19 protein-coding genes and 5 tRNA genes are annotated in these 17143 nt (G+C 34.8%); 16 read left to right on the top strand and 8 right to left on the bottom strand.

Translation table 11 applies throughout. The features are described from left to right. Positions 1-39 precede the first annotated feature (39 nt). The 5 genes from WCQ00_01070 (at position 40) to WCQ00_01090 (ending at position 6189) form a co-directional block, all read left to right on the top strand. Positions 40-1101 (top strand): hypothetical protein, encoded by a 1062-nt coding sequence (locus WCQ00_01070; protein ID MEI6042144.1) that lies wholly within the window; start codon positions 40-42, stop codon positions 1099-1101. A 115-nt stretch (positions 1102-1216) separates the two neighbouring features. Beyond that, positions 1217-1726 (top strand): tRNA (adenosine(37)-N6)-threonylcarbamoyltransferase complex ATPase subunit type 1 TsaE, encoded by a 510-nt coding sequence (tsaE, locus tag WCQ00_01075; GenBank protein MEI6042145.1) that lies wholly within the window; start codon positions 1217-1219, stop codon positions 1724-1726. Between the two features lie 54 nt (positions 1727-1780). Then, positions 1781-4324 (top strand): DNA polymerase, encoded by a 2544-nt coding sequence (locus WCQ00_01080; GenBank protein MEI6042146.1) that lies wholly within the window; start codon positions 1781-1783, stop codon positions 4322-4324. 24 nt (positions 4325-4348) lie between these two features. Beyond that, positions 4349-5086: a hypothetical protein gene (locus WCQ00_01085; GenBank protein ID MEI6042147.1), complete on the top strand. Its 738-nt coding sequence runs from the start codon at positions 4349-4351 to the stop codon at positions 5084-5086. Between the two features lie 155 nt (positions 5087-5241). Then, positions 5242-6189, top strand: coding sequence for a Fic family protein (locus WCQ00_01090; GenBank protein MEI6042148.1), 948 nt, complete (start codon positions 5242-5244; stop codon positions 6187-6189). Positions 6190-6211: 22 nt separating this feature from the next. Here WCQ00_01090 and WCQ00_01095 read toward each other — a convergent pair. Further along, positions 6212-6284, bottom strand: a tRNA-Lys gene (locus WCQ00_01095). A gap of 61 nt (positions 6285-6345) precedes the next feature. On the opposite strand from WCQ00_01095, the gene WCQ00_01100 reads away from it, so the two are divergent. Continuing rightward, positions 6346-6900: a TrmH family RNA methyltransferase gene (locus tag WCQ00_01100; protein MEI6042149.1), complete on the top strand. Its 555-nt coding sequence runs from the start codon at positions 6346-6348 to the stop codon at positions 6898-6900. Here the strand turns inward: WCQ00_01100 and mutM are convergent. Beyond that, positions 6897-7859 (bottom strand): bifunctional DNA-formamidopyrimidine glycosylase/DNA-(apurinic or apyrimidinic site) lyase, encoded by a 963-nt coding sequence (mutM, locus tag WCQ00_01105; protein MEI6042150.1) that lies wholly within the window; start codon positions 7857-7859, stop codon positions 6897-6899. The genes WCQ00_01100 and mutM overlap by 4 nt on opposite strands. A gap of 16 nt (positions 7860-7875) precedes the next feature. After that, positions 7876-8481: a Holliday junction branch migration protein RuvA gene (gene ruvA / locus WCQ00_01110; protein MEI6042151.1), complete on the bottom strand. Its 606-nt coding sequence runs from the start codon at positions 8479-8481 to the stop codon at positions 7876-7878. A gap of 119 nt (positions 8482-8600) precedes the next feature. Here ruvA and WCQ00_01115 point away from each other — a divergent pair, with 119 nt between their 5' ends. Beyond that, the gene (locus WCQ00_01115) at positions 8601-9245 is read left to right on the top strand and encodes a hypothetical protein (GenBank protein MEI6042152.1); all 645 of its coding nucleotides are present in this window, start codon (positions 8601-8603) and stop codon (positions 9243-9245) included. Positions 9246-9380: 135 nt separating this feature from the next. After that, a complete protein-coding gene (gene rpsT / locus WCQ00_01120; protein ID MEI6042153.1) occupies positions 9381-9641 on the top strand; it encodes a 30S ribosomal protein S20 in 261 nt (86 codons plus the stop codon). 77 nt (positions 9642-9718) lie between these two features. Here rpsT and WCQ00_01125 read toward each other — a convergent pair whose 3' ends face one another. The 4 genes from WCQ00_01125 to WCQ00_01140 all read right to left on the bottom strand — a co-directional run bounded on the left by WCQ00_01125 (position 9719) and on the right by WCQ00_01140 (position 11665). After that, complete coding sequence (locus tag WCQ00_01125) at positions 9719-10474, bottom strand: PH domain-containing protein (protein ID MEI6042154.1); 756 nt, start codon at positions 10472-10474, stop codon at positions 9719-9721. Between the two features lie 355 nt (positions 10475-10829). Continuing rightward, a tRNA-Arg gene (locus WCQ00_01130) sits at positions 10830-10904 on the bottom strand. Between the two features lie 26 nt (positions 10905-10930). Then, entirely contained in the window at positions 10931-11413 is a 483-nt protein-coding gene (locus WCQ00_01135) for a hypothetical protein (GenBank protein ID MEI6042155.1), read from the bottom strand. A 162-nt stretch (positions 11414-11575) separates the two neighbouring features. Beyond that, positions 11576-11665, bottom strand: a tRNA-Ser gene (locus tag WCQ00_01140). 148 nt (positions 11666-11813) lie between these two features. Between WCQ00_01140 and metG the strand changes: the two genes are divergently transcribed. The 6 genes from metG (at position 11814) to WCQ00_01170 (ending at position 15452) form a co-directional block, all read left to right on the top strand. Then, positions 11814-12707, top strand: a complete 894-nt coding sequence (gene metG, locus WCQ00_01145; GenBank protein ID MEI6042156.1) for a methionine--tRNA ligase subunit beta — start codon at positions 11814-11816, stop codon at positions 12705-12707. A gap of 68 nt (positions 12708-12775) precedes the next feature. Then, positions 12776-13903 carry a pilus assembly protein PilM gene (gene pilM, locus WCQ00_01150; GenBank protein ID MEI6042157.1) on the top strand — a complete coding sequence of 376 codons (1128 nt, stop codon included), beginning with the start codon at positions 12776-12778 and terminating at the stop codon, positions 13901-13903. A gap of 6 nt (positions 13904-13909) precedes the next feature. Further along, the gene (locus WCQ00_01155; GenBank protein ID MEI6042158.1) at positions 13910-14461 is read left to right on the top strand and encodes a hypothetical protein; all 552 of its coding nucleotides are present in this window, start codon (positions 13910-13912) and stop codon (positions 14459-14461) included. A 2-nt stretch (positions 14462-14463) separates the two neighbouring features. Further along, positions 14464-15033, top strand: coding sequence for a hypothetical protein (locus WCQ00_01160; protein MEI6042159.1), 570 nt, complete (start codon positions 14464-14466; stop codon positions 15031-15033). Between the two features lies 1 nt (position 15034). Continuing rightward, entirely contained in the window at positions 15035-15325 is a 291-nt protein-coding gene (locus WCQ00_01165; GenBank protein ID MEI6042160.1) for a hypothetical protein, read from the top strand. Between the two features lie 52 nt (positions 15326-15377). Further along, positions 15378-15452 (top strand) — tRNA-Arg (locus WCQ00_01170). 44 nt (positions 15453-15496) lie between these two features. Here the strand turns inward: WCQ00_01170 and WCQ00_01175 are convergent. Next, positions 15497-15572: transfer RNA gene (locus WCQ00_01175), tRNA-Val, on the bottom strand. 64 nt (positions 15573-15636) lie between these two features. Here WCQ00_01175 and WCQ00_01180 point away from each other — a divergent pair. Together WCQ00_01180 and rplS are read left to right on the top strand one after the other, a co-directional pair. Then, entirely contained in the window at positions 15637-16476 is an 840-nt protein-coding gene (locus tag WCQ00_01180) for an RluA family pseudouridine synthase (GenBank protein ID MEI6042161.1), read from the top strand. 53 nt (positions 16477-16529) lie between these two features. Continuing rightward, positions 16530-17024, top strand: a complete 495-nt coding sequence (gene rplS, locus WCQ00_01185) for a 50S ribosomal protein L19 (protein ID MEI6042162.1) — start codon at positions 16530-16532, stop codon at positions 17022-17024. Positions 17025-17143 lie beyond the last annotated feature (119 nt).

Consider the following 17143-nt stretch of genomic DNA (forward strand, 5'->3'; position numbering starts at 1 on the left):
GGTATAATGTAAGTATCTTATAAAATAATTAAATGAAATATGTTTGAATTTTTTAAACACAGTAATGTTGGCAAACCAGAATCAGAAACAGTTAGCTTTTCAGAAGTTATCAAAGAAACCCCCACAGAGGCTGATGCAGATGGGTCTGTAGAGCTTTTTTATGTGTCTCCAGAGTATAAAAGTGTAGAGGCAGTATATGAGTTGGTGGGTCCAGAAGAGTTTTTTGTAGAACTAAACGAGCAAATTATCGAAAAGTCAGGTTTTTATGAGGGTGATTGGGGTGCTGATTTGGATGCTGTTGATTCAGAAGAAGAGGTTAAGGATAAAGAAAACCCTGTGGAAAAAAAGGAGGAGTCTGTGATTCCATATGGTATGGTTGTGGTTGGAAACAAACTTCTTTCCGCTGCGGCTGCTTTGACACTGGCTTTTACAGCTTGTAACAAAAAAACCGAAGTGGAAGCTTCTCGTTCTGGTGTTGAACATACAGCCTCTAGTCATAATATTTCAGAAAAAGCCCCAGGTTCAACCCTAGTAAAAAAAGGGGGAGCAGGAACAGAGGTTTTTGAAAAATACAGCAAAGAAATATTACCTTCAGGAGATATTGAAAATGGTTTTATTAATCTAAACGACACTACAGCAGATGCTGTTGCCGCTGGTGCTTTAAAGCCTTTTTCAAACCTTGAGATTTATTCACTTGAGGGTGCCAAGAAACCCAGTGTGCAAGGTATTCCATTTAAATCTATTTGGATATTAAAAATGAGTGAAGGTAAAATCCCAAGACCTTTGATTGGTGGAAATGCAACATTTAAATCGTATTGCACTAAAAGCAAAAAGGGTGCACTGGAGGTTACACCCGCCAAGATGAAAAGATACAGAGAGGATGTTGCTGCAAGTGTTTCAAGACTGGTTGCTACAAATGAAAAAGGAGAGTTTAGTCAAAGTAAGTACAAGAAAATTGTAGATGAATCTGAAAAATTTGCTCACTTGGAAATCGAAGCTATTTTGGAATTCCAAAATGCAAGTCCGGCGGAAAAAGCTGCTCTAGTTCAAAAATGGGTTAAACCATATCAAGGAAGAACAGGTACTACTAAAAGTAAATAGTTAAAATAGATATCGCAGCCTTGTATCATTTCAGTTAAACACCGATAAGTATTAGCCATACTTATCGGTGTTTTTACTACTAGATTTTTAATATTTTTCTGGCATCATTATATTAATGAATAAGACAATATCGTACTCAATTGAAGATACTAAGAAATTTGCTCAATTTGTTTTAGATGAGGTTTTTAGGTCTAAAAAGGAGGTTGAGTCTGCATTCCAAAATGACTCAAAAAAGGAAGCTACAGTTATAATTCTAAAAGGAGACCTTGGAGCTGGAAAAACAGCCTTTACAAAATGTGTAGGAGAAATAATTGGTATAAAAGAGGAAATTACTAGTCCAACATTTGCAATAGAAAAGAGGTATAATATAACAAACAAAAGTGAAGATTTTGGAGGAATTGAAAATTTAATTCACATTGATGCATTTAGACTGGAATCCGGAAAGGAAATTCTAGCAATAGACTTTGAAAGAGAGCTTAAAAACCCTAAAAATCTAATTTGTTTTGAATGGCCGGAGATGGTTTCAGATATTGATATATTGCCCCAGGACGCTCCGATTGTTGAATTTGAATTTATTGATGAAAACACAAGAGGACTATCTTTTAGCCCAACACCCTGCGAATAGTGGGTGTTAAAAAAAAGTAAGGAAGTGGAGGTTTGATAAAGCAACAACAAAATGATGACAAAAACAGAAAAAACAAAAGAGAAAAAAGATAAAAGTAAGTCTAAGACGCTAGTCTTACTAGACTCGCACGCAATAATACATCGTGGTTATCATGCACTCCCTGATTTTGCTACATCAAAAGGTGTTCCAACTGGAGCACTTTATGGATTATCATCAATGTTAATTGGAATAATAGAAAAGTTTAATCCAGATTATATTGTTGCATGTTATGACCTTCCTCAACCAACATACAGACATGAGGCTTATAAAGATTATAAAGCCGGCAGAAAAAAGAGTGATGGAGAATTGGTTGAGCAAATAAAGCTATCTCGGAAAATTTTTGAGAATTTTAATATTCCCGCATATGACAAAGCGGGTTTTGAAGCCGATGATATGCTTGGAACTATTGTTGAACAAACAAAAGACAATCATAATCTTAAAATTATTATTGCATCAGGAGATATGGACACACTTCAACTTGTTCGTGATAAAGAAGTTCAAGTTTTCACGCTAAAGAAAGGAATTAAAGATACTGTAACTTACGATGAGGATGCTGTTGTTGAAAGATTTGGTTTTCTTCCAAAATATTTGCCTGACTATAAAGGTTTAAGAGGCGATCCATCAGATAATATTATTGGAATTTCTGGAATTGGAGAAAAGACAGCAACAACTTTAATTTCTCATTTTAAAACTGTAGAGAATATATATAAAACATTAAATAAAGGTAAAACAGGGGAGAGAGATGAGAAGGGTATTGCTGAAATAAAGAAGCTGGGAATTACAGACAGAATCATTGATTTACTTGTTAATGGTGAAGATGAAGCTATATTCAGTAAAATGCTTGCGACAATCAGGCGGGATGCTCCAATTAAGTTTGAATTACCAGAACAAGCATGGAAGGAGTCATTTGATATTAAAAAAGCACAACAAGTTTTTGATGAATTTGAATTTAGAGTTCTTGGTGCTCGACTTAATAATATAATAGAAAGGAATAACGGAACACAAGTAGAAGGGCAAGTTTCTGGACAAAGTAATGGAGTAGTTGTTGTATCTAAGAAAAAAGCTGATTTGATTGTAGAAAAAGAAGAAGAGGAAGAGGGAATTACAGAAGAACAAAAGAAAAAAGTTTGTATCGCTTTATGGGTTCTAAATTCCAGTCTAACAAACCCATCTTATGATGATGTTATGAGATACTCAAAATCTAAGAAATACGCAGATATTGAGAAATATCTTTTGTCAGAGATTGAAAAACAAGGTTTAACCAAAGTCTTGAAAGATATTGAATGGCCACTAATTCCTGTTGTGGAAAAGATGGAAGAAGATGGAATATTGATTGATAAAAAATATCTTAAAAAATTATCTGAAGATTATCATGTCGAACTAGCAAGGCTAGAAAAAGAGATTTGGGAAATGGCTGGTAGAGAATTCAATGTTGATTCACCAAAACAATTAGGTGTTGTTATTTTTGAGGAAATGAATCTTGGGGAAGGCTTGGGAGCAAAACGTTTGAAAAAGACAGCTTCAGGGGCAAGATCAACAAAAGAATCAGAGTTAGAGAAAATGAAGGGGGTACATCCAATAATCGATAAGATTCTTGAATACAGAGAGTTGGCAAAACTTTTGTCTACATATATTGATCCTTTGCCAAAACTAACTGATTCTAAAGACAGGCTACATGCTAAGTTTTTACAAGCTGGTACAACAACAGGTAGAATGTCATCCCAGAGTCCAAATCTACAGAATATTCCAATAAAAACTGAATTAGGCCGCAGAGTTAGAGGTGGATTTATTGCAGAAAAAGGTCATGTATTACTTTCTTTTGATTATTCCCAAATTGAATTAAGAATAGCCGCTATAATGACGGAGGATAAAAATCTGATCGATATTTTTAAGAAAGGTCACGATGTACACACTGGAGTTGCATCAAAAGTTTTTGGAGTAGAAGAATCTGAGGTTACAAAAGAAATGAGAAGAAAAGCAAAGGTTATTAACTTTGGAATACTTTATGGAATGGGAGTAAATGCACTTAAAACTAATTTAGGTGGAACAAAGGAAGAGGCTCAAACTTTTTACAATGAATATTTTAAGACCTTTGTTGGTGTTGCTGAATTTATAGAGAATACAAAAAAGTTTGCTGAGCAGAATGGTTACACAGAGACTCTGTTTGGAAGAAGAAGATACTTTGAGGGTATAAGGTCCAAGTTGCCTTTTATTAGGGCTGCAGCGGAGCGTATGGCCATCAATGCACCCCTTCAGGGAACATCTGCTGACATTATTAAGATCGCTATGCGCAATGTTTACGATTTAATAAATGATTCAAAGAATAAGGAAATATTTGGTAAGGTAAAAATGTTATTACAGGTTCATGACGAACTTGTTTTTGAAGTAGAGGATAACAAGGAGTTTATTAAAAAAGTTTCAAAGAAGATTCAGGATCATATGCAGGACATACTATCAGATAGTCAATCAAAAGGTGTACCTCTTGTTACATCTGCTAATATTGGTATGAATTGGGGAGAGATGAGTGCAATTGAAGACTTTATTAATGATTCAAAATAAATTACATTTAACTCAATAACTTTAATGCTTTATTTAATTCACGGTACAAATACAAACAAAGTCCGAGCTAAACAAAAAGAGCTTATTGGTATTATGCAGAGTAAGCAACCAAATGTTTCATTGTATAAAGTAACAACTGAGAATTGGAGTGAAATCATGATGGATGAGTTAATGTCCAGTCAGGGTCTGTTTCTTGCAAAATATATAGTTACTTTGGATAAGATATTGGAAGATAAAGAGATTGGTCCAACTGTTGTTAAGGTTTTGAAAGAATTAAAAGAAAGTGATCACGCTTGGATAATTATTGAAGAAAAAATACTTTCTGTAAATCTAAAAAAAATAGAGAAGTTGGCGCAAAAGGTTTACGATTTTAATGAGACTACCGAAGGGGTAGGTGGGGGAACTTTGGCTAAAAAACAAAAACCTACAGCATTTAACTTTGCAGAACAGTTTGCTGCAAAGAATAAGGTTGGAGCGTGGAAAGAATTTTTACAATTAAAAGAAGCTGAGCTTGCAGGGGAGGAAATTCATGGAGTCTTGTGGTGGCAAATGAAGTCTGTGTATTTGGCTAAGTTTTGTAAAACAGCGGAGGAGACTGGGTTAGCCCCATACTCTTATACTAAAGCATTAAGATTATCCAAAGGGTGGGAATTAAAAGAGTTAAATAATTTAATGGATAGTTTAGTTGGGATGTATCATGAGGCACACAGAGGAAATGGGGACTTATTGGTAGGTTTGGAGAAAGCATCGCTAACACTGTAGAAAAGGCCTATTTCAGCGTCAGGCGAAGATGTTGGATTATATAACTTAATAAGTATTTGCAAAAATAGAGTAACTTTATAAAGTTACTCTATTTTTGCAAAACTTTATAAAGTTTGCTAATATACAAGTATTCCAATAATTCATAAATAAACCTTATGACAATATCTAAAAAACTAGAAACAATTCAAAAAGCCTTATGTTTAACACAATCCAAACTTGCTGAAAAAGTTGGGGTGTCTTTTCCTTCGTTAAATAGTTGGATGTCTGGTAAAAGTATTCCAAGATCCAAAAATAGTAAAATTATTGAGGATTTATTTCTGGAAGTTACGGGTCAAAAGCAAATCCCAGAAGAAAATTTACAAAGAAAGAAGCGTATACTCCTTTATAAAACCTTAGGGTATAAAAGTGTGTTACGTGAAGTCTTAAACAACCCTGATATTAGAGATCAATTTGTTCTTAAGCTTACCTATCATAGTAATAGTATTGAAGGTAGCACCCTAACTGAATCGAACACAGCCTCGATTATTTTTAACGATATTGCTCTAGCAAACAAAAGTCTTGTTGAGCACTTGGAAGCAAAAAACCATCAGACTGCATTGTTGTATATCTTTGACTATTTAAATAAGGGACAAAAAATAGATGAAAATTTAATACTTAAACTACATAGTATTTTAATGAATGGTATTAGGCCTGATGCTGGAGTATATAGAAATCACACCGTTAGAATTGTTGGTGTTCATTTACCAACTTCAAATTACATGAGTATTCAGAAGAATATTAGCGAACTTATAAGTTTTGCCGAAAAGGTGTTAAGCAAGAACAAGCCGGATATTATTTTTCTAATATCAAGATTTCATAGTAGATTTGAACAAATATACCCCTTCTCTGATGGAAACGGGAGGGTTGGAAGATTATTAATGAATGCTTTCCTTCTTAATTTTAATATTGCCCCAGCCATTATAAGGCAAGAGAAAAAACAACTTTATTATACTTACTTGTATAAGTCTCAAACAAAAGATGATTATAGTCAATTTGAGGACTACGTTTGTGATGCAATAATGGATGGATTTATGGTTCTGGAGAGGGAGGACACAGTTTGGTAATCCAAAAAAATGTGCCAATTTGTCCGCTCGGTAGGAATCGAACCTACGACCCTCTGCTTAAAAGGCAGGTGCTCTACCGACTGAGCTACGAGCGGATATATATTTGATTTGTTTCTATCGTCAAATAATGTTAAAACTATATCAAAAAATCAAGAAATGTCTATTATTAAACACAATAATGAGTTAGAAGGCCCAGAAACAGTGGTCAAAGCTTCAAAAAAGCCTAATTTTGATGTAGTTGTTGTTTTGCCTGACATAAGAAGCGCTCATAATGTTGGTTCTGTTTTTAGAACATCAGATGCGGCTGGGGTGAATAATATATATATATCTGGTTATTCTCCGACCCCATTAAATAAGTTTAATAGACCTCAGCCTGAAATTGCAAAAACAGCATTGGGTGCAGAAAAGAGTATTCCTTGGAAATATTTTGAGAGTCATACTTCAATGTTAAATAGTCTAAAAAAGGATGGTTTCAAAATTGTTGCAGTGGAACAAACGAAGGACTCAGTAAGTTATAAGAATTTAAATCTTATCGATTTTTTGGATGGTGGTAAAAAAGTTGCCTTTATCTTTGGTAATGAAGTTGATGGGTTGCCAAAAAAGATTTTGAGTAAAGTCGATATTTGTGTGGAGCTACCAATGAAGGGGATGAAGGAGTCCTTAAATGTTTCAGTCACAGCCGGAATCGTGCTTTTTCAATACTTAGTCTAATTATATTTTATTTGATGATGGTCACAATAGTGTGTACCTCTTCCTCCTACTACTATTCTTTTAATATTGCCATCGCAGCCTTTTTTGCTGCACTTTTGATTTGTCTTTCTATAGGCATTGTGCTTTTCTTGAAACGAACCTTTTTCTCCGTCTATATTTCTGTAGTCTGACATAGAATCTCCTCCAAAATCAATTCCGTTTCTTAATACTGTTTGAATAGAGGTAAATAATTTTTTGAGATTTATTGTGCTTATTTTTTTGACTAGGCTCTCTGGGTGAATATTTGATAGCCATAGAGATTCATCTGAATAAATATTTCCTATTCCTGCGATAATTGTTTGGTCTAGTAAAACACTTTTTATTTTACCGTTTGGTTTTTTAAGTAGGCAAGACTTAAAATCATCGAAAGTAAATTTTTCTTCTAGTGGTTCTGGTCCTAGGTGCGCCAAGTCAGGGGAGTGAAATATTTTATCTGTTTTTATTACAGTTACCTTGGCAAATTTTCTTGTATCAGATAGAACTAGATGCTTGTTGTTTTTTAAAGTCTTCGTTTTGCTTGTACTAGGGCTTTCAAGGCTAAAAACAAGTCTTATGTGTGAATTAAAAGGATCGTTTAATGATTTGTTGTCTTTATCTACAGGTACCCAAGGGTCATCCTTCTTTTTTCCAACCGCAGCATATTCACCAAACATTAAATGACCAGTCATTTTCATGTGTATTAATATCGTTTCATCATTACTTAAGTTTATTAGAATATTTTTTGCCCGTCTTTCTGCGCTCTTAATTGTTGTTCCTATTATTCTTTTTTTAAATTCAGTAAAAAAATCTGGGTCTTTTATGTTTTGTTTTGATTTATAGTATGAACTGTTGTAAATACTCCATACACTCACAATCTTAAATCCCTTAACCTTTCGATTAATTCCATTAACTGTCGTTTGTACCTCAGGTAGTTCTGGCATGGAAGTTAAGTTGTGTTTAGGCTAAAACTTTTAATGTAGCCTTCAGTATTGTTCCTACATCCTTTGTATCCTTGATTTCTTTTGAAATATTATCAAGTGCGTCACGAGCTTCTTTTTGTGTGTAACCAAGCGCTTTAAGTGCTTCAAGTGCTTCAAGTTCAGAGCTTCTGCCTTGTTTGTTGTAGTATGTTGAGTCTTTTTCCTCATCGCTTTCCAAAACTTTACCTTTAAGTTCTAATACAATTTTTTCAGCAATTTTTTTACTTATACCAGCAATGCCTGTTAGGTATGATGAATCTTGAGAGGTGATAGCCTGTCTTAAGTTTTGTACATTTGCAAGACCTAGAATGTTTAAGGCTGACTTTGGTCCGATTCCAGAAACACTAAGTAGAAGGTTGAAGAAATCTAAAGCTTCTTTATTTTTAAAACCATATAGATCTATAGCGTCATCTTTTACAACAGTATGAATCCAAAGTTCTACATGAGATTCCGCCTCCTTTTCAAATATAAAATCTGGTGTTACATAAACTTTATAACCAACACCATTTAGGCCGTTCCCTGTATTTATTATAAGGAACTTTGAATCTTTATAGAATATTTCTCCCTTTAGGTATCCAATCATATTGGTATTGTAACATATATAAGGACTTGTTAATTAAATTAAAAAGTTGTAGGATTTTTGAGGGAATAGGGTTGGAACCCTATTTGTTTTTTGAGTTTAAAACAAACATATAACCAGCTATGAGCTATAGAACACAAATGAGAGTAGATCATCCTGTTTTGAGCGGTCACGCTTTGAGAAGGGCGGGAAGAAGTCTTCGTTCTTATGAGATTGGAGACTTGTTACACTGGAATCGAGCTGTGGAAGTCAGGCAGGATGATCCAAGTTTGATGGATCGAAAGAAGTATAATTTTTGGAATTCAGTGCTTGATACGCACATGATAGCAGTGGTTTCCAAGGATTTGTGTGTGGTGACAGCCTACCCCGACGAGCACAAGTTGAGCCATCGGGAAAATACAGGTACAATGGTATCTCTTGCAAAGAATCCATTCTATCTTCCTGTGTTTAATACACCGCTTTGCGGAAAGGTAAACATCACAGTTGTGGCCCAAAGTAACTGGTCTAAGAAAGGGGAAAGCCCTACCACGTTTGTCGCAGGCCGCATTTTTAAAGCCGGTAAGACTTGCCGAGTTTGGCAGGCATTACAAAACAACACATGGGGCGGAATTGTTAATTCTATTTGTCGTTCTGAACTGAAGGGTCTTTTGCCTTTAGGACTTTATGTGGACGGCATCAAGATACCGATATCTGCTGTTTTGAACAGAAGGTGTCATAATGAAGGACGAATTGTTGTGCCTTGGGCATTCAGGGTTGCCCATAATTGAGTTTTTGATTTGTAGTGTTTTTTTGAAGCCCGGCGCGTGAGCGCCGGGCTTTTCTCATACCCAAAAAAGCTTCTGAGTCATACTTGTCGCCAAGTATTGTCAAAAATTCATTTCTCTGCTATTGTTCCTGTACATATGCCAATAACCCAATCAGCAAAAAAAGCACTTAGAGGCTCAGAAAGAAAGCGAGTTGTTAATGTTCGCCGTAAGAAGAAAGTTGACATTGCAGTTAAGGATGTTAAGAAGCTTACAGTTACTAACAAAACAGACGCTCAAGCTATGCTATCAAAGGCTTACAAGGAATTAGATAAGGCTGCAAAAAACGGTCTTATTAAAAAAGGTGCCGCAGATAGAAAGAAGTCAAGATTAAGTAAGATGGTAAAGAAGTTAGGCTAGTCAAATAGTTTAATTATTTAACAAAACAAAAGGCCTTAAAAAGGGCCTTTTGTTTTGTTTTCAACGTTTGAATAAAATTACAAAGTGCTCGTCGGGGTGTTGTCTAAAATAACTTCATTTTTTTGGACCTCCTCCATCGACACCTCATTATTCAAGGCCTCTGTCTCAATAACCTCATCTGTGTTGTTGTTGATGATCTCCGTCTCGTCTGTTGTCAAAGGTGTTGGCTTTCCATCTTCTTCTACTAGGACGTGGTTAGCGGAAATCCTTCCGTGTAAATCGTCATGTCTTTCTTCTTTATCTTCCTCTTCCTCCAAAATAAGCTCCATAATTATATCTTTGATTCTCTGAGGATTTGGTACATTTTGAAATAAAAACTTCACTTCTTTACCTGCTGTTTGTATCTCTACAGTTCCATAGTTAAAAAAAGTCGGCATTATACCGTTAACTTTGTATGAAACATCTTGTATTTTACTTAACTGCAATTCAGCTACACTTCTATGAAAAAAACCATTTTGAAGACTATCGACAATTCTTTTTGTTGTAACAATCCAATTATCTAATACATACATACAAATCACGTAAAATAACCTAAACCAAAGCAAGAGATAATATACTATCCACAAAAAAGAAAAGACAGATATTAGATTGTATTCAACAATCGGTTTGCTAAGTGCAACTAAGGCTATAAAAGGCAATGTAGCCAATATTGCAACAATGTATATTTGGCCACTTAATGTATACCAATGTCTGTGTAAGACCAAGATTACGTCCTCCTCATCTTCTTTTCCCTCAAAAAATAAATTTTGCTTCTCAAGTAGTATTTCGGACATATTATTTCTTTATATTTAGCTGAGTTTTTTGCTTCATAATTTCACTTGGAAAGATTTTTTGCCAATCTATTTGCGTATATAACATAAAGCTAATTATGCTAAGTACGATGGAGCCTGCCAAGAAGATTGTCGCAATCCTTCTCGGTTTATTCGTAATACCATACTTTAAAAGGTGATAAACAATAATGAATGCACCCACCCAATAAATCATCAGAAACACTGTGGGTATTAAAAGTGATGAGTTTGTCATTCTTGTATTTTATCACAAAAAAGGTTTTTTTAGCCAAAAGAAAGTTAAAAACACTTAAGGTAGTATATGATTCAAGAAAACAGGGGTTATCCTGTGCGAGTCGTTTGGTGCTCCTGGTAGGAATCGAACCTACATTTTAACTTCCGCAAAGTTATGTCCTATCCATTGAACGACGGGAGCGTTATATAGAAAGTACCACACAATTGCTAAAAACCCAAGCTTTCTAGTATTAATTGAGAAAGTGACTCCTCCATCTCTTTCTCCAAAAGGTTGTATAGCAAGAAGTCTCTGACATCCTCAGTCTCAACTCCGTTAAGTGGTATGACAATTAATGGAACCATAGATTTCCTAGATTTAATCAAAAGGTGTGAAGTTTTATCGTGCTCATTATTATCTTGCACCCAAAAAGATTCAAGTGTTGCATAAGGAAAAAGTTTGTTTCCAATTCTTATACCCATTTTGTTTAATTCAAACAAAATGTATTTAGGGTGTCTAGACCCAACAATACCCATTGATACCCCTATAACAAGAAGCAAAACCCCAAAAAGATAATTTCCAAATATTATAGATAAAAAAGATGCTGTGACAATTAAAATTCCAAGAGACCAATACCAGTCCTTGCTTTTTTCACGGTGCTCGTGTTCATAGGCTTCCCAAGCTATTGATTTTATTTGGTTTTCATCATTCATGTTTTAAATAATTATAACACAAACAATTTAAATAAAATATTAAAAAAAAGAAAAACCGCCAGAAAGGCGGAATCTTGTTGTTCTTAATTGGCGGAGGCAGAACCGCGATTGCTATGCAATCTGTTCTGCACTAGGCCAAATATATTCACTGCGTTCATTATTTGGCGGAGGAGGTGAGATTCGAACTCACGGTCCCCGTAAAGAGACTCTTGTTTTCAAGACAAGTGCAATAGACCACTCTGCCACTCCTCCGTGCTTGTTATACTAGCAAAAATAAGGAAAAAAACAATAGCTGGCACCACCTCCTTAAAATATACAAATAAGCTAGGTTTTACATAGTTTGAGCACTATTGCTTTAGTGGCTACAAACCATTCTTTTTGCTAGACTATGTTTATATTTATGACAACTGACAATATTAATAAACACAGGAGGATCGTAGGGATTGATTTTGGCTCCAAGAGAATTGGTGTCGCTGTTTCTGATGAATTAAACCTATTGGCATTTCCTCTTGTTGTAATCCCCGGTTTTGGTCATGATCCTGAAAAGAGGGGGGTAAGAATAGATCAGACTAAACAAGAGATTCTTGAGGTGTTAAAAGAAAAGGATTCAAACGTTGTTGTTATCGGCCACTCTGTTGATTTGAAAGGGGTAGATAACGCAATAATGGAGGATGCTAATTTTTTGGGAAGAAGTTTAGAGGAACAAGGTTTTAAGGTTATTTATGAGCCAGAGTTATTTTCTACGGTTCAGGCAACAAAAATTCAGGGTGACAGTAAGCATGTTGACGCATCGGCTGCGGCGATCATTTTACAAAGTTATTTAGATAGAATTAAATTTAAAAATATGAATACACAAATACAATCTGATTCAAATAATGAGGCGGAAGAAATAATTGTTGCTGGAACAAAAGAGGAAATAAGTAATAAAATAGAAGAATCTAGGTCTGTGCCTGTCGAGAAGAAAGAAGAATTTATAACAATAGATGATGTAATGAAGGTTGATATTAAAATCGGACAAATTATAAATGCAGAAAAAGTAGAGGGGTCGGATAAGCTATTAAAGCTCTCTGTTGATTTTGGAGAAGATCTACCAAGACAGGTTCTTTCAGGAATTTCAAAGTTTGTGGAGATTGAAGATTTGGTAGGGAAGAAGTTTCCTTTTGTTACAAATTTAGCTCCTCGAAAAATGATGGGAATGGAAAGTCAGGCAATGATTCTTGCGGGAAGTACTGGTGATATATTGGCATTGCTTAATCCAAGTAAAGATCTACCTAACGGAACAAAATTAAAATAATTAAATCAATAAGGGTTATGTTAAAATAATCATATCAAATTTACTTTGTTGTGATAGAATAATAGTACATGTCGTACGTAGATTTATTCAATAGATATTTTCCAACCCCGCATTATCTAGAAATGCCACACGCTGGTATTGATATTAGTTCTGCGTCTGTACGTATGGCTGCTTTAAGTAGAACCTCTGGTGGTTTAAAAATAAAAGATTATGCTGAAGAAAAATTAAGTTCTCCAATTTTACCCGGCCAAGCTCTTTTGTCACACAAAAACTTAGTAGAAGTTTTAAAAAAAATGCAGAAGGAGCATAATTTAAAATTTGTTGAAGTCTCTATCCCAGAAGAAAAATCATATTTGTTTACATTAGATGTTTTAGATGGAACAAAAGAAGAGCTTAGAACAAGAATTGAAATGCATATTGAGGAGAATGTTCCAATATCACTAGATGATGCTGTTTTTGACTATCACAGAATATCAAAAAATCAGAAAACTGGAATGCAGTTTGTGGCGGTTTCAGTGGTTCCCCTGGTTGTGATAAATGAATATGTATTGTTGATAGAGTCTTGTGGAATGATACCGATTTCTTTTTTGATTGAAAACCAAGCATTATCTAGAGCTATTGTAAAAAAAGGTGATAGAGAAACATATTTAATAGTGAATATCTGTCACAAAAACACAGTGCTATCTGTTGTTAAAGATGAAGCTGTTCAATTTACTTCAACAGTCGCACTTGGTTCTGAAGATTTTACTACGGCAATTGCTACTAAATTGTCTATAGATAAGGAAGAAGCTCGTGTGGCAAAATATGAAAAAGGTTTTTCAAGAGATTTTGGAAACGAGTCTGTATCGGATGTTATGATGGCTGTATCCGCTGTATTGGTGGAAGAGATTAGGAAAGTTTTTACCTACTGGAATAACATAAATAGTTTAAAGGGCCCAAAAGAAAATATATATTATTTAAAAAGTGACGATAAAAATAACACATCAGGTGATGTTAAAAAAATATTAGTAGCAGGAAAAGAGGCTGGTATAGTGGGTCTTACTGATTTTTTGGCTGTTTCCTTAAAACTTCCCGTAGAGATTGCAAATGTTTGGGCAAATATAATGTCTTTTGAAAACAATACCCCCGTACTATCAATGAAAGACTCGCTGAGTTATGGAACAGCACTTGGTCTAGCTTTACTAAAAGATAAATAAAATAAAATGCTACATTTATTAACAGAACAACAAAGAGACAAAGTACTCAAAGAATACAGAATGAGGCTTGTTACTGTAATTTGCGGAGCAATTGTTTTTTTGTCTTTTGTTGGTCTTTCGCTACTTATGCCAAGTTATTTATCATTTAGAGGAAGAGTTCATTCTGTGGAGGCGGGGAACTTGGCAAAGGAGAGCTCTATTGAAAGTATAAAGTCCCAAAATTTTCAAGAGAAGATTAAGCTTGTTGATTCAAATTTGGAGGCATTAAAGATTTCTATTAAAATCTTGTCTCCAAGGGAGTCTTATGAAAAGATATTAAACAGTTTACCCAGTGGAATAATACTAAGTAGGTACACTTACTCATTAATTGATGACGCTTCAGCCTCTTTAAGTGTTGACGGAGTGGCTGTTGACAGAGAGTCTTTGGTGGAATTTCAAAATAAATTAATCACAAACCCTGAATTTAAAGGCATAGACATACCAGTTTCAAATTTTGCCAAAAAGAAAGATTTGTTATTTTCAATAAAGTTTAATTTAGTAAAACCTGTTAATAAATAACCATGCTGAAAAAAACTATTTATACATTAATTCTCTCTGTGGTAATAGCGGTAATTTCTGTTGCTGGGTATTTATATAGTGTTGTTTATGTTGGTGGTTTAGTGGCAGATCTTCGTGATATGTATCGTAAAGCAGGGGATTTAAACAAAGAAGAAGAAAGTCTAAAGTCTATTAAGAAGGTTGCAGAGAATGCAAATCAAAGAAATGCAGAGCTGTCTAAATATATAGTCCCTGTGAAAAATGAAGGTTCAATAAATTTTGTAAAAACTCTAGAAGAAACAGCTGATAAATACGGTCTTAAGTCTAATACAAATGCAATTGAAATAGTGTCTGATGATGCATTGTCAAAATTAAACAAAGAGTATTTAAGTATAAAAATAACAACGATTGGTTCTGAGGCTTCAGTAACTAGTTTTGTAAAAAAATTGGAACTCCTACCTTTTAATGTAAAGATAAAAAACTATTCCCTTACAAGAGTTCTTGGTGGTCAGGGTGTAGTGGTATCAAAAAATAGTAATTCGATTATAAATCAACAACTAGATATGGAGATTTTGGTTATTAAAGAAAAATAATATGAAAATAGAAACAGCTAATTTTGGGAACGGACTAAAAAATATTTATCTTGTGGGTAGTAAGCCTATACAAGACTGGCAGAGAATATTCCTTTTTTTGGTGTCTATTATAATAGGGGTAGGTATTTGGAGTTATTATTTTAATTTCACTATAAAATCTGAATTAGCATTAGGTATAAGTAATGTCTCGCAATCTACCCCAACAAAAGACAAGGAAGCCGAAATCAAGGACGTTGTAGATAAATATAAAGCTAGGGAGGCATCTTTTGCTGGAATACAGGTAAAACCGTAATTGTTTTGTTAGGGCTGGTCAAATACCAAATAATCTGCTATTGTTTGCATGCGCTCTTGTAGTTCAATGGATAGAACTGCGGACTTCTAAGCCGTTAATGTAGGTTCGATTCCTACCGAGAGCACCAAACAAAAAAACAACACCGGCATATGTCGGTGTTGTTTTTTTGTTTGGTGGGCGATAAGGGACTCGAACCCCTGACCTTCTCAGTGTAAATGAGTTGCTCTACCAACTGAGCTAATCGCCCTCATTTGGTTCTCATAATATATACTATTATTGAAATAATATCAATATCAGGTACTATAGCAGTAATGTTAACTATAATATATCAAGACAAAGACGTACTAATCATAAATAAACCCGCTGGTATTATGGTTCACGGAGATGGCAAAACACAAGAAAAAACTTTGTGTGATTTCATTATGGAGGAGTTTCCAGAGATTAAAGACGTTGGAGAGCCTATGCTTATTGGAAGAGGCCCAAACAAAGAGGCTACAATCCTACCAAGACCGGGTATTGTTCATAGATTAGACAAGGAAACTACTGGAGTTATGATTGTGGCTAAGAATCAAGACGCTTTTAATGTTTTAAAGAAGCAATTTCAAGATCATGTAATAAGAAAGGTTTATAATACTTTTGTTTGGGGTTATGTAAAAGATGATGAGGGTATGATTGATAGACCTATTGGTAGAAGTAAGGGTGATTTTAGAAAGTGGAGTGCCCAGCGTTTTTCAAGAGGTGAGCTTCGTCCTGCAATAACCGAATATAAGGTTTTAAATAGATTTGATGGGGACCCGGTCCTAAATCGAGGTGCGATTCTTGTTGGAAAAGGAAACTCAAAAATACCTTTAGTATTTTCTCTTGTAGAGGTATATCCATTAACTGGGAGAACACATCAAATTAGGGTCCATTTTAAGGCCATAAACCACCCTATGGTGGGCGATAGCTTATATGCAGAGAATCACCCCTATGCTCTAGGATTCTCTCGTTTGGCACTGCATGCACGTAGAATAAAGCTTGTTTTACCATCAGATGCCGTTATTGACCAAGAAGGTGGAATAAGTGGTAAAATAAGCGAATTTGAGGCAGAATTACCATCTGATTTTGCAACAGCAGTAGCTAAATTACCCAAAGAACAGGAGGAGGCCTAATTGGTTGCATGATTTATTTGCAAAAACCTTCTATCTCTGATATATTGCTCCCTATGACAGCAGCTAAAACAACAGCAACAAAGGAGATTAAGGTGGCTAAACAAGACGCTACTAGAAAGGAATTTGATATGCGCGTAGGTGATACCGTTAAGGTGTACCAAAAAATTCAAGAAAAAGGCAAAACTCGCCTTCAGGTTTTTGAGGGACTTATTCTTGCAAGAAAGCACGGCAATGAAGCTGGTGCTACTTTTACAGTAAGAAAAGTTTCTGGTGGATATGGAGTAGAAAGAATCTTTCCATTGTTTTCACCAAGTATAGATAAGATAGAGGTTGTAAAACGTGCCAAGGTTCGTCGTGCTAAATTATATTATATTAGAGACAAAGCAGCCAAAGAAATCAGTAAGAGAATGAAAATGGAAATGACAAAGCGTGATTCATCTCATCTTACAAAAGCAGAAGCTGCAAGATTAGAAGCAGAAGAAGCTGCAAATGCAGTTGTTGCTCCAGAGGTAGAGATCGCAGCAGAGGAAACAGTAGTTACAGAATAATTTATCCAATCTAGCGACAAATAACAAAACAGACCAATCAAAAGTTGGTCTGTTTTGTTATTTGTTTTATAAGGAATGCATTGTTTATATGTCAGGATAGTTGCTGTTTGAAGCTATTA

This window comes from bacterium (genome assembly GCA_037127815.1).
Lineage (GTDB): Bacteria > Patescibacteriota > Minisyncoccia > Phycocordibacterales > CAIZLB01 > CAIJKW01.

Excerpts from the sequence above, each read along its gene's own strand:
- WCQ00_01070 (MEI6042144.1), top strand. The coding sequence starts at position 40 with ATGTTTGAATTTTTTAAACACAGTAATGTTGGCAAACCAGAATCAGAA.
- WCQ00_01085 (MEI6042147.1), top strand. The coding sequence starts at position 4,349 with ATGCTTTATTTAATTCACGGTACAAATACAAACAAAGTCCGAGCTAAA.
- WCQ00_01160 (MEI6042159.1), top strand. The coding sequence starts at position 14,464 with ATGCTGAAAAAAACTATTTATACATTAATTCTCTCTGTGGTAATAGCG.
- ruvA (MEI6042151.1), bottom strand. The coding sequence starts at position 8,481 with ATGATTGGATACCTAAAGGGAGAAATATTCTATAAAGATTCAAAGTTC.
- WCQ00_01135 (MEI6042155.1), bottom strand. The coding sequence starts at position 11,413 with ATGAATGATGAAAACCAAATAAAATCAATAGCTTGGGAAGCCTATGAA.
- rplS (MEI6042162.1), top strand. The coding sequence starts at position 16,530 with ATGACAGCAGCTAAAACAACAGCAACAAAGGAGATTAAGGTGGCTAAA.
- tsaE (MEI6042145.1), top strand. The coding sequence starts at position 1,217 with ATGAATAAGACAATATCGTACTCAATTGAAGATACTAAGAAATTTGCT.
- WCQ00_01090 (MEI6042148.1), top strand. The coding sequence starts at position 5,242 with ATGACAATATCTAAAAAACTAGAAACAATTCAAAAAGCCTTATGTTTA.
- WCQ00_01155 (MEI6042158.1), top strand. The coding sequence starts at position 13,910 with ATGCTACATTTATTAACAGAACAACAAAGAGACAAAGTACTCAAAGAA.
- rpsT (MEI6042153.1), top strand. The coding sequence starts at position 9,381 with ATGCCAATAACCCAATCAGCAAAAAAAGCACTTAGAGGCTCAGAAAGA.
- metG (MEI6042156.1), top strand. The coding sequence starts at position 11,814 with ATGACAACTGACAATATTAATAAACACAGGAGGATCGTAGGGATTGAT.
- WCQ00_01100 (MEI6042149.1), top strand. The coding sequence starts at position 6,346 with ATGTCTATTATTAAACACAATAATGAGTTAGAAGGCCCAGAAACAGTG.
- WCQ00_01125 (MEI6042154.1), bottom strand. The coding sequence starts at position 10,474 with ATGTCCGAAATACTACTTGAGAAGCAAAATTTATTTTTTGAGGGAAAA.
- WCQ00_01115 (MEI6042152.1), top strand. The coding sequence starts at position 8,601 with ATGAGCTATAGAACACAAATGAGAGTAGATCATCCTGTTTTGAGCGGT.
- mutM (MEI6042150.1), bottom strand. The coding sequence starts at position 7,859 with ATGCCAGAACTACCTGAGGTACAAACGACAGTTAATGGAATTAATCGA.
- pilM (MEI6042157.1), top strand. The coding sequence starts at position 12,776 with ATGTCGTACGTAGATTTATTCAATAGATATTTTCCAACCCCGCATTAT.
- WCQ00_01180 (MEI6042161.1), top strand. The coding sequence starts at position 15,637 with ATGTTAACTATAATATATCAAGACAAAGACGTACTAATCATAAATAAA.
- WCQ00_01080 (MEI6042146.1), top strand. The coding sequence starts at position 1,781 with ATGACAAAAACAGAAAAAACAAAAGAGAAAAAAGATAAAAGTAAGTCT.
- WCQ00_01165 (MEI6042160.1), top strand. The coding sequence starts at position 15,035 with ATGAAAATAGAAACAGCTAATTTTGGGAACGGACTAAAAAATATTTAT.